Source organism: Allobosea sp. 10N428 (assembly GCF_056394545.1).
The window spans coordinates 366,699-378,265 of record NZ_JBFTIC010000003.1; the positions used below are offsets into that span (position 1 = coordinate 366,699).

At 68.1% G+C, this 11,567-nt stretch carries 8 protein-coding genes; 1 reads left to right on the forward strand and 7 read right to left on the reverse strand.

Annotation, left to right across the window (positions count from 1 at the left end):
• Positions 1–181: 181 nt before the first annotated feature.
• Positions 182–2,206 (reverse strand): DEAD/DEAH box helicase, encoded by a 2,025-nt coding sequence (locus tag AC1DDA_RS12065; RefSeq protein WP_476795914.1) that lies wholly within the window; start codon positions 2,204–2,206, stop codon positions 182–184.
• A gap of 360 nt (positions 2,207–2,566) precedes the next feature.
• Between AC1DDA_RS12065 and aidB the strand changes: the two genes are divergently transcribed.
• Positions 2,567–3,385, forward strand: a complete 819-nt coding sequence (aidB, locus tag AC1DDA_RS12070) for an AidB family quorum-quenching N-acyl homoserine lactonase (protein ID WP_476795915.1) — start codon at positions 2,567–2,569, stop codon at positions 3,383–3,385.
• A 6-nt stretch (positions 3,386–3,391) separates the two neighbouring features.
• Here the strand turns inward: aidB and recN are convergent, their stop codons facing one another.
• From recN to AC1DDA_RS12100, 6 genes are all read right to left on the reverse strand, one after another.
• The gene (gene recN, locus AC1DDA_RS12075) at positions 3,392–5,071 is read right to left on the reverse strand and encodes a DNA repair protein RecN (protein WP_476795916.1); all 1,680 of its coding nucleotides are present in this window, start codon (positions 5,069–5,071) and stop codon (positions 3,392–3,394) included.
• A gap of 61 nt (positions 5,072–5,132) precedes the next feature.
• Positions 5,133–6,056, reverse strand: coding sequence for an outer membrane protein assembly factor BamD (locus tag AC1DDA_RS12080; protein WP_441513828.1), 924 nt, complete (start codon positions 6,054–6,056; stop codon positions 5,133–5,135).
• Between the two features lie 167 nt (positions 6,057–6,223).
• Positions 6,224–7,171, reverse strand: coding sequence for a UDP-3-O-acyl-N-acetylglucosamine deacetylase (gene lpxC / locus AC1DDA_RS12085; protein WP_476795917.1), 948 nt, complete (start codon positions 7,169–7,171; stop codon positions 6,224–6,226).
• 301 nt (positions 7,172–7,472) lie between these two features.
• Positions 7,473–9,176 carry a cell division protein FtsZ gene (ftsZ, locus tag AC1DDA_RS12090; protein WP_441513830.1) on the reverse strand — a complete coding sequence of 568 codons (1,704 nt, stop codon included), beginning with the start codon at positions 9,174–9,176 and terminating at the stop codon, positions 7,473–7,475.
• A 97-nt stretch (positions 9,177–9,273) separates the two neighbouring features.
• Positions 9,274–10,605 (reverse strand): cell division protein FtsA, encoded by a 1,332-nt coding sequence (gene ftsA, locus AC1DDA_RS12095; protein WP_400506650.1) that lies wholly within the window; start codon positions 10,603–10,605, stop codon positions 9,274–9,276.
• Complete coding sequence (locus tag AC1DDA_RS12100; protein ID WP_441513831.1) at positions 10,602–11,564, reverse strand: cell division protein FtsQ/DivIB; 963 nt, start codon at positions 11,562–11,564, stop codon at positions 10,602–10,604. The genes ftsA and AC1DDA_RS12100 overlap by 4 nt, the downstream gene beginning before the upstream one ends.
• Positions 11,565–11,567: the final 3 nt, after the last annotated feature.

The window sequence follows — 11,567 nt, forward strand, 5'->3', positions numbered from 1 at the left end:
AAATGGGGTTCACCCCCTGCCAGATCGAGCCTGACGGCTCCATTCAGTCAGGGGGTTTTTCATGAACAGCATCATTTATCTCGTCGGCCTCGTGGTCGTTGTCCTCGCCATTCTCTCCTTCCTCGGCCTGCGTTGAGGCGGGAGAGCACGCGAGTGACCGACAGCAGCCGGGCAACGATGCTTAGCCGCGGCGCGGCGGCTTACCTTTTCCGAACGGCTTGCCGCCGCCGGCGGGGCGTCCGCCATCCTGCCCAGGCTTGCCGGCGAAAGGCTTCCCCTTCGCGGCGAACGGCTTCTTGAAGCCACCGCCCGGCTTGCCATCCTCGCGGCGGGGACGATCATCGCTCCGCTGCGGCGCGCCTTCGGCGCGATAGGGCTTGCGATCATCCCCATGAGGTGCGCGATGCTCGCCGTCCCTGGAGGGGAACGGCTTGCGCTGCGGCCTGTCGGCGCCCGTCTCGGCCCGGTCGCGGAACGCACGCGGCGCGGCCGGGCGCTCGGCCTTGTCGGCGAAGGATTTCGCCGGACGCCGCTCGTCCGCTTCCGCCATCTCGATCACGATCTTGTCGCGATCCGGGATGCGCACGGATTCGTAGAAGCGCTCGGCCACCTCGGCATCGATCTCGACCTTGGTCTCGCGGTCGAAGATGCGGATTGCGCCGACCTCGTCGCGCGTGATCCGGCCGCGGCGGCACAGCATCGGCAGCAGCTGGCGCGGATCGGCGCCCTGCTTGCGGCCGATGTCGAGCCGGAACCAGACGGTATCCCCGCGCGGACCTGCCGGCTTGCGCGGCCGTTCGCCATCCTCGCCTTCATCGCGCCCGGCTCCGAAGGGCCGGCGCTTGGCGGCATAATCCTCGTTCGAGCGAACCGGCCGGCGCTCGTCGCGGCCAAAGCCGGGATCGCCTACCTCTTCCGCCGCCGGCAGCCTTGCCCGATAGAGCCTGACCAGTGCCGCAGCGATGTCGCGCGCCTCGCGGCCCGCCATCAGCGCCTCGATCATCCCGGCATCGTCTTCGCCGGTCTCGCCGCTGAGCATCGGATCGGCCAGCAGGCGCTCCTGATCAAGCGTGCGGATCTCCTCCGGCGTCGGCGGGGCGATCCATTCGGCCTCGATCTTGCCTTCCATCAGCAGGCGCTCGGCCTTGCGCCGGCGTGACTGCGGCACGAGCAGGACGCTCGTGCCCTTGTTGCCGGCGCGGCCCGTGCGGCCCGAACGGTGCTGCATCACCTCGGAATCATTGGGCAATTCGGCGTGGATGACGAGGTCGAGCCCGGGCAGATCGATGCCCCGTGCTGCGACATCGGTCGCGACGCAGACCCGCGCCCGGCCGTCGCGCAGCGCCTGCAGCGCGGCGTTGCGCTCGTTCTGGCCAAGCTCGCCCGAGAGCGCGACCGAGGTGAAGCCGCGCTCCAGCAGGATCGCCTCGAGATGGCGCACCGCATTGCGAGTGTTGCAGAAGACCAGCGCCACCGGCGCATTATGGAAGCGCAGCAGGTTGACGACCGCAAGCTCGGCTTCCTTCGGGAAAACGCGCACGGCCTTGTAGGCGATATCGGCATGGCCGCGACGCGTCGCTTCCACCTCGATGCGCAGCGCGTCACGCTGGTAGCTCTGCGCAAGCTGGACGATGGCCTTCGGGAAAGTGGCCGAGAACAGCAGGCTGCGCCGCCCCTCGGGGGTCGTCTTCAGGATGTATTCGAGATCGTCGCGGAAGCCGAGGTCGAGCATCTCGTCCGCCTCGTCTAGCACGACCGCCTTGAGCGCGGAGACGTCGAGGCGGCGGCGCTCGATATGGTCACGCAGGCGGCCAGGCGTGCCGACGACGATATGGGCGCCCTCGTCGAGCAGCATCGCCTCGCGGCGCGGGTCCATGCCGCCGACGCAGGAAATCACCCGCGCTCCCGTCTGGGCATAGAGCCAAGCGAGTTCGCGCTGCACCTGCAAGGCAAGCTCACGCGTCGGGGCGATGATCAGCGCCAGCGGCTCGGCGGCAGGGCCGAGGCGCTCCGCCCCGCCCAGCAGCGTCTCGCCGATCGCGAGCCCATAGGCGATGGTCTTGCCGGAGCCGGTCTGCGACGAGACCAGCAGGTCGCGCCCAGCGGCGGCGTCTTCGAGCACAGCGCTCTGCACCGGCGTCGGTTCGGAATAGTTGCGTTCGGCAAGCGCGCGCGCGAGCGGCGGGCTCGTGAGGGAAAAGGACATGCGACAAGGGCCTAGAGGTTTGCGGCGTAAAATGAATTAACGGCGCGAAGCGTGGCGATGGGTTCAGGCGGCATTCGGTAATCGGACCGAAAAGTGGGTCTCACTTCTCAGAAAATCCGATGCCAAAACAAATAATTAGGTCGCCCCCAGGGGCGTCCGGCAGGACGCATGGCGATCTAACGGGCAGCTGCACCATCGGATGACAGCAGCTCATAAAGCAAAGCGACACAAAAGGAAATGCGGCATTCCCGCGCCCCGCGCAGGACTGAGCCGGGCCGGATTCGCCTTGCCGGCATGGCAGCGGGCCCACTAGCTTCCGGGCTTCAGCGAACGTGCAAGATGCCGCAGCGGAGAACAGCCATGGTCCAGCAGTCCCGCCGCATCGGCGCCTATGAGGTTTCGATCCTGCATGACGGCGTCTTCGAGGCCCCGCTCGACGTCCTCATCCATGCCGGCGGCGCGGCTGCCCGCGACGCGGCGGTCGCGCGCTGGGGCAAGCCGAAAGTCAGCATCGTCGTCAATTGCTTCGCCTTGAAGGGCGCCGACGGCATCACCCTGGTCGATGCCGGCACCGGCCCCTCCTGGGGCGAGGCGATGGGCCACGCGCCTGCCGCCATGGTCGCTCGCGGGATCGCACCCGAACAGGTCGCGCGCGTCCTGATCACCCACCTGCACGGCGACCATGCTCTCGGCCTTTTCGATGGCGATCGCGCCCGTTTCCTAAACGCAGAGATCATCCTGCCCGAGGCGGATTTCGGCTTCTTCGGCGACGAGGCCAATCGCGGTCGCACCCCGGAGAAGAAGCAGGGCGGCTTCGCGATCGCCGCGGCGCTGAAGAGACATTACTCGGGCCGCATCCGCGGCGTGACCGGCGCGGCGCATCCCGGCATCGCGCTCATCGCCCTTCCCGGCCATACCTTCGGCCACAGCGGCTATCTGATCGAGGGCCAGGGTGAGAGCCTGCTGCTCTGGGGAGACGCGCTCCACCTTTCCGACCTGCAGGCTTCGGACCCCGAGATCGGCTTTGTCTATGACTTCGACGCTGCGACCGCGCTCGCCTCCCGCCGCGCCATCTTGGAGCGCGCCGAGCGCGAAGGCTGGCTCGTCTCGGGCGGCCATGTCGAGGGCTTCCGGCGCGTCGTCAAAAAGGGCGCGGGCTACGAGCTGATCCCGGCCTGATCGCCGTCAGCCGCGCAGTCCGGCCGCCTGCAGCAGGCGTCCGGCCGCGGCTCGCGCCTCCTCGGTGATCGAGGCGCCGGCCAGCATCCGTGCGATCTCCTCGCGCCGGGACTGCTCGGCAAGCGCCGTGACGCGCGTCACGGTGCGCGCGGCTTCGCCCTCAGCCGATTTGGCGATCAGGAAATGCTGCCCGGCCTTGGCCGCAACCTGCGGCGCATGCGTGACCGAGATCACCTGCACTTGGCCCGCGAGCCGCGCCAGCCGCTCGCCGATCGCATCGGCGACAGCCCCGCCAACGCCCGTGTCGATCTCATCGAAGACCAGCGTCGGGGCCGAGCCGCGCTCCGCCAGCACCACCTTCAGCGCCAGCATGAAGCGCGAGAGCTCGCCGCCCGAGGCAACCTTCATCATCGGCCCAGGCCGTGTGCCCGGATTGGTCTCGACCCAGAACTCGACCCGGTCGAAGCCCTCCGGCCCGCGCGCGGCCTCGTCGCTCTCGACCCGGGTGATGAAGCGCGCCCGCTCGAGCTTGAGCGGCGGCAATTCGGCCTTCACGGCGGCATCGAGCCGTGCCGCAGCGGCCTTGCGCGCCTCCGACAAGGCCTGCGCCCGCGCGACGAAAGCACCTTCCGCCTCGTTCAGATCGGCCTCCAGCCGCGCCAGTGACGATTCGCTCTCGTCGAGCGCCGCGAGATCGCTCGCCATCGTGGCGGCCAGGACTGGCAGGCCATCGACCGGCACGTCGTATTTGCGTCCGGCCGCGCGCAACGCGAAGAGCCGTTCCTCGATGCGCTCCTGCTCGCGCGGATCGTATTCGGCAGCCCGCATCGCGGCAGAAAGCGTCTCCCCCGCCTCCTCCAGCGCAACGATGGCCGTGTTGAGCGCGGCGATCGAGGGATCGACCAGCTCAGGCGCCTGCCCGGCCCGGCGCTCCAGCCGGCGCAGCACCGCTGCGAGCGTCGCGACCGGCGATGCCTGTCCGCCGACGGCCTCATGCGCATCGATCAGGTCGCGCGCGACCTTCTCGGCCTGCATCATCGACTGGCGCGTGGCGGCGAGCGCATCTTCCTCGCCCGGTTGCGGCGCGAGCTTGCCGAGCTCCTCGACGGCATGGCGCAGGAAATCCGCTTCCTTGCGTGCGGCTTCGACGCGCATGCGCTGGGACTGCAGCGCCTGCCGCGCCCGCTTCAGCGTCTCGCTGGCTTCGGCGACGGCTTCCGCCTGCCTCTCCAATCCACCGAAGCCGTCGAGAATAGCGCGGTGCTGAGCCGGATCGGTCAGCGCGCGGTCATCATGCTGGCCGTGGATCTCGACGATCGCTGCGCCAACCATGCGCAGGATCTGCACCGAAACCGGCTGGTCGTTGATGAAGGCGCGCGTGCGCCCGTCGGCATATTGCACCCGGCGGAGGATCAGATCGCCGTCGGTGTCGATTTCCTGGGCATGGGCCAGCTTGCGCGCGGCGTGGTCGAGCGGCAGATCGAAAACGGCACTGACCTGCCCCTGCGCCTCGCCATGGCGGACCAGCGAACCGTCGCCCCGCCCACCGAGCGCCAGCGCGAAGCCGTCGAGCAGAATGGATTTGCCGGCGCCGGTTTCGCCCGTGAGGACGCTCAAGCCCTCGCGGAAGCCGAGATCGAGCCGGTCGATCAGAACGATGTCACGAATGGAGAGCTGCGCCAGCATCGATGCTCAGCTCGGTCTGCGGTGCCGGCAGGGTCGCCCGAGGCCCGTCATGCCGGCCTCGTCAGCGACCGCCGAACCCGAGGAGGCCGCCGACCGTGCGCTGGAAGCCGTCGAAGGCGCGGCTGATATAGGAGCCGCGATCCTCCCGCGGTTCCAGGCCGCCGCTCTGCAGCAGCTTGTAGGCGTCCTTGTACCAGGGGCTGTCCGGGAAGTTGTGACCCAGCACGGCGGCGGCGGTCTGGGCCTCGTTGGTGATGCCCATCGCCATATAGGCCTCGGTCAGGCGCATCAGCGCCTCCTCGACATGGCGCGTCGTCTGATACTTGATGATCACCTCGCGGAAGCGGTTCACCGCGCCGGTGTAGTTGCGCTTCTCGAGATAGTAGCGCCCCGCATTCATCTCCTTGCCGGCGAGCTGGTCGCGTGCCACCAGGAGCTTCTCCTTGGCGTCCAGCACGTATTCCGACTTCGGATAATTGGCGATGAGCTGTTCGAAAGCCTGGATCGCCTGAACCGTCCGCTCCTGGTCGCGGGTCGTGTCAGGGATTTGGTTATAATACGACATCGCCATGATGTACTGCGCATAGGCAGCATCGGGGCTGGCCGGGTTCTGGGCGATGAAGCGCTTGGAGGCGGTGATCGCCTCCTCCCACTTCGAGGCCTGGAAATTGGTGTAGGCCGTCATCAGCAGGCCCTTGCGGGCGTAGGGCGAGAACGGCGCCGCCTTGTCGATACCCTCGAACTTCTTGGTCGCGCCTTCGCTGTCGCCGTTCTGCAGGCGTGCGAGGCCTTCGTTGTAGAGCTTGTCGGCGGGCTCGGGCGGCGTGAGGTCCGGCTTGTAGACCTCGGGCTTGTCGAAGGGATTGAGTGACGACAGCGTATCGCAGCCGCCGAGCAGCATGGCGGCCCCCAGCGCCAGGGCGATGCCCTTGCGCGGATACTGGCCGCGATGGATTGCCGGAAGGCTATGCCGCGTCACGCTCACGTCGTCCGTCCTCTTTCGATCGTCCCTGCTGGCGGGAAGCATGCCTTACCTCAGACGCTTCCACCGCGCCACTGCCGAAAACCGGTCAGGGCACGATTCCGCCACCCTGCGGCATCTGGGACAAAAACCCGGCGAAGGAAAGGCGAAAAGCGCCGGCCTGCGACTTTTCAGTGCAGATCTGGCGCGTAGGCAGCCGGTGCGGCTGCGGCCATCTGCACGGCGCGCGGTGTGGCGAAAACCGGCTGGGCCTCGATGATCGCGAAATTGGCGCGGTCGGCGAAGAGCGCCTCGAGAATGCGGACATTCATGCGATGGCCGCCGCAATAGGAGCGGAACTCGCCGATGATCGGATAGCCGGCAAGCGCGAGATCGCCGATCGCGTCGAGCACCTTGTGGCGCACGAATTCGTCGCTGTAGCGCAGCCCCTCGGGGTTGATGACCTTGTCCTCGCCGATCGCCACGGTGTTCTCGAGCGAGGCGCCCTGCGCGAAGCCGGCCTTCCAGAGCTGCTCGACATCACGCATGAAGCCGAAGGTGCGGGCCCTCGAAATCTCGCGGGCATAGGTCTCGGCGTCGAGATCGAAGATCTTGCGCTGGCGGCCGATCACGGCGCTGTCGAAATCGATTTCGACATCGAGGCGGAAGCCCTGCTCGGCCGGCATCAGCTCGGCGAAGGCGCGGCCGTTCTCGATCCGCACCGGCTGGAGAACCTTGAGGTAGCGGCGCGGCGCGGTGAGAGCGACCGTCCCGGTCGTCTGGATCGCGGTGACGAAGGCGGTGGCGCTGCCGTCCATGATCGGCATTTCCGGACCGTCGATCTCGATCAGGACGTTGTCGAGGCCGAGGCCGGCGCAGGCCGACATCAGATGCTCGATCGTCGAGACCGAGGCCGGGCCGCGATCGCCGATCACGGTGCACAGCTCGGTGGCGCTGACCTTGGTGTGCTTGGCGTGGATGAGCTGGGGCGGCATGCCCTCGATGCCGGTCCGCAGGAAGACGACGCCAGAATTCGCGCTGGAAGGCTTCAGGCAGATGCTCGCGGGGGCTCCGGAATGCACGCCGATTCCGGTCAGGGTCACTGCTGCCCGCAAAGTGGTCTGCCGATCGAAGCTCATTCCGCTATCCAATCCTGATCATCGAACTGCACCGAACCTGCTTAAGGCAGGGGCCGCCGCCGACGATGTCTTCCGAGGTTGACGTCAGGTCAGACCTAACGCGCTATCCTCTTGATGCAGCTGCAACATAAGCTTTTCGAGCAACCTCTCAAAATCACGCTTTCTTTCGCTGTGTTACAACCGAAAGCCCGCGGACAGGCGTATATAACACGCTGAAAGATAACGATTTTCTAACAAGGAAAATCCCGCCGCGGAAGGCCGCGGCGGGATTTGTTGCAGAACCGTCAAGAACGGCTGGAGCTCAGTTCGCCTGGCGACGCAGGAATGCGGGAATCTCCAGGTGGTCTTCCTCGCTGTTGCGAGTCGGCGCGACTCGGCCATGCGGGTCGAGCTGGCCCTGGGCCGGCCGCGAGGCCGGCTGCGGAGCCGGGCGGCGCATATACTCGGCATGGGCAGCGCTCGGCGCGGCCGCCTGCGGCATCGGGGCCTGCGGCGCCTGACGCACCGGGGCCGGTGCCGGCGCCGGCTCGGCATATTCCTCGTCTTTACGGCCGAAGCCGACCGAGGCCAGCCGCTGCATCAGCGACATCCGCTTCTGTTCGATGGCATTCGGCGGCAGCGGGGCCGGCTGGGCGCCGCGCTGGGCGTTGAGCTGAGCCTGCCCGGGAACCGGCAGGTCCTCGACGCGAGGCATGCGGGTCGGGCGGACGGCGCGCTCCGGCATCGGCGGAATGAAGCTGTCGTCGAGATGCAGGCTCGGCTCGGCATGCCGGACCGGCTCCGGAGCCGGGGCGACCATCACCGGACGGGGCTGGACGGGCTCGATATGAACGCCCTGCGCGATCGGGGCGGGCGGCGCCTGCTCCATGGCCGGGGCGATGCGGGTTGTGTCGATCGCCGGGATCGATGCCGGAGCCATCTGGGCGACGGGGCGCGGAGCAGCGGTGGGGTTGCTGCGCAGGCGCGCTTCCTGCTTCAGGCGTTCGGCGACCTGGGCGATGCGGGCTTCGGTCTCGTCGACCTCGCCATGCTGCGAGATCGGCTTGTCGATGCCGGTCGCGACCACCGAGACGCGGACCGTGCCCTCGAGCGATTCGTCGAAGGTGGCGCCGACGATGATGTTTGCCTCGGAATCGACCTCCTCGCGGATGCGGGTGGCGGCCTCGTCGACCTCGTAGAGCTTCATGTCGCGGCCGCCGGTGATCGAGATCAGCAGGCCGCGCGCGCCCTTCATCGAGACGTCGTCGAGCAGCGGGTTGTTGATCGCGGCCTGGGCGGCGGTCAGCGCGCGCTTCTCGCCCTGCGATTCGCCGGTGCCCATCATCGCCTTGCCCATGCCGCGCATCACGGCGCGAACGTCGGCGAAGTCGAGGTTGATCAGGCCGGGGCGGACCATCAGGTCGGTGATGCAGGCGACGCCGGAATAGAGCACCTGGTCGGCCATGCCGAAGGCGTCGGCGAAGCCGGTGGTCTCGTTGGCGACGCGGAACAGGTTCTGGTTCGGGATGACGATCAGGGTATCGACCGCCTCGTTCAGCTCGCCGATGCCCGCCTCGGCCATGCGCATGCGGCGCTGGCCTTCGAACTGGAACGGCTTGGTGACGACGCCGACGGTCAGGATGCCCATGTCGCGGGCGACGCGGGCGATGGCCGGAGCGGCGCCGGTGCCGGTGCCGCCGCCCATGCCGGCGGTGATGAAGACCATGTGTGCGCCCGCCAGGTGATCACGGATCTCGTCGATGACCTCCTCGGCCGCCGCGCGGCCGACTTCCGGCTGCGAGCCGGCGCCGAGGCCTTCCGTGACCTGCAGGCCCATCTGGATGATGCGCGGGGCGCGCGAGAGCGCCAGAGCCTGGGCATCGGTGTTGGCGCAGACGAAATCGACCCCGTCGAGGCCGGCCTCGATCATGTTGTTCACGGCGTTGCCGCCGGCTCCGCCGACGCCGAAGACCGTGATCCGGGGCTTCAGTTCCCGGATGTCCGGGGCTTGCAGATTCATCGCCATGGTTGCCTCTTTTGATCCTGTGTCCGGCGCCTGGCGGGAGCCGTCCCGATTGCTACGTTTGACGCCGTGGCCCGCCCCTTCGAACGAGCCGAACTCACTAGAAACTGTCCTTCAGCCACCGCCCGACACGCGAGAAGTAGCCATCCGTCCCGGTCGCGAAATAGCGCGCACCGGCAGTACGCGGCTCGAAATGCTCGACATGGGCGACCTGCGGGTAGACCAGCAGGCCGACCGCCGCCGAGAAGGCCGGGCCCTTGCCCGCTTCCGGCAACCCTTTGATCCCGAGGGGGCGGCCCGTCCGAACCTGGCCGCCGAGAATGCGGCGGGCCACTTCCGGCAAGCCGGTGAGCTGGCAGGCGCCGCCGGTCAGCACGACGCGCCGCCCGGCCTGGGCCGAGAAGCCGGCATTGGTCAGCCGGTCGCGCACCAGTTCGAGGATCTCTTCGACGCGCGGCTTGATGATCCGCACGAGATGCGATTTGGCGAGGTGGTTCGGCATGTCGCGCTCGTCGTCGTCGACCTGCGGCACCGCGATCATGTCGCGCTCGTCGGAAGCGCTGGAGATGCAGGAGCCGTGCAGCGTCTTCAGCCGCTCGGCCGCCGAGACACGGGTGGAGAGGCCGCGCGCCACGTCCATGGTGATGTGGTTGCCGCCGACCGCGATCGCGTCGGCATGGACGAGATGTCCGCCGGAGAAGACGCCGAGGCTGGTGGTGCCGCCGCCGAGATCGACCACGACCACGCCCATCTCGGCCTCGTCGTCGACCAGAACCGAGAGGCCGGAGGCGTAGGGCGTCGCCACCACGGCCTCGACCTCGAGATGGCAGCGCTCGACCGCGAGCATGACGTTGCGCGCCGCCGCCGCCTCGCTGGCGACGACATGCATATCGACCGAGAGCTTGCCGCCGATCAGACCGCGCGGATCGAGCACGCCCGGCACGCCGTCGAGCGCATAGCCCGTCGGCAGCGCATGGAGAACGGCCTTGCCGGGGCGGATCGCATGGGTCGCGGCGGTGGCGAGCACGCGCTTGACGTCGCTGTCGCCGACCGAGCCGGAGCGCAGATCGACGCTCGCGGCATAATGCTGCGAGCCGATGCGCCCGCCGGTCAGGTTGACGATGACCGACTGCACCTCGACTTTGGCCATGCGCTCGGCCGCGTCGACCGCGGCGCGGATCGCGCGCTCGGCGCTTTCGAGATCGATGATCGCGCCGCCCTTGAGGCCGAGCGAGCGCTGATGGCCGATGCCGATGATGCGGGCGACATGGGTGCGCCCGCGCAACCGTTCATTGGCCTCGGCCGGGTTCAATTCGGCGATCAGGCAGACGACCTTGCTCGTGCCGATGTCGAGAATCGACAAGGTCGCGCTCTTGCGCGACGACAACGGACGCATGCGGGGGGTCAGACCCTGGGAGGTGACGTGGTTCATGCTTCGCCTCCCTTCTTCTTGGTCTTGCTCTTCAGCTGGTCGGCGCGGGCCGCAGCGGCTTCCTCGGAGAGGCGCATCACCACCCGGTCCGGCTGGCGCAGATCGATGGCGAGCACGTCCTTCTCGAGAACACGGAAGTCGCTTTCCAGCGAGACGAGGCGCTGCAGAGCCGCTTCCGGCTTGGTTTCCGGCAGGCGCACATCCATCCCGTTGTCGAGCTTGAGGTTCCAGCGGCGCCCGGAGATCAGGGTCGCGGCGCGGATATGCTGGGCGAAGGGACCCGCCTGGTTGCGCAGCGCCAGATATTCGCCGGCGCGGTTGTTGGCGTCCTTGCCGACGACCAGCGGCAGATAGGCGAAGCGGCCGTCATCCATCTTGTCGATCACCGTGCCGTCGGCCGCGATCACGAAAAGCTCCCCCTTGACCTGCCACAGCGCATAGGGATCGCGCTCGGTCAGCGCGATCGAGACTTCGCCCGGATAGAGCTTGCGCACCGCCGCCTCGCGAATCAGCGGCGTCGCCTCGAGCTGCTTGCGGGCTTCGTCGGCGTCGAAGAACACCAGCGAGGTCTTCGAATCGATGCCCGCGGCGACCAGCACCTCCTGCTCCGAGAGACCCGACAGGCCGGAGATGGTCACGCGGTCGATGCCGAAGCCGAGCACACGGGCCAGCATGTGGCGCGGCTCGCCGTAATTGTCCTGGAGGTTCTGCCAGTGGCCGCCCATGACGAAGCCGGCACCGAGGCTGAGCGTCAGGAAGCCCAGCGCGAGCCAGGTGCCGAGGCTGCTCGGCAGGCGCTGCGACAGCGGCACTGCGATGGCGCTGCGGCGCGAGCGACGCATCCAGCGGCCCTGCCGCTCGCCGACGAGCAGCTGCGGCCCGGCATGCCGGACCGGCAGGCGCGCAGCCGGCACCGTTGCCGGGCTACGTCGCGTTGCGGAAACGGGTTTCGCCGTCATCGC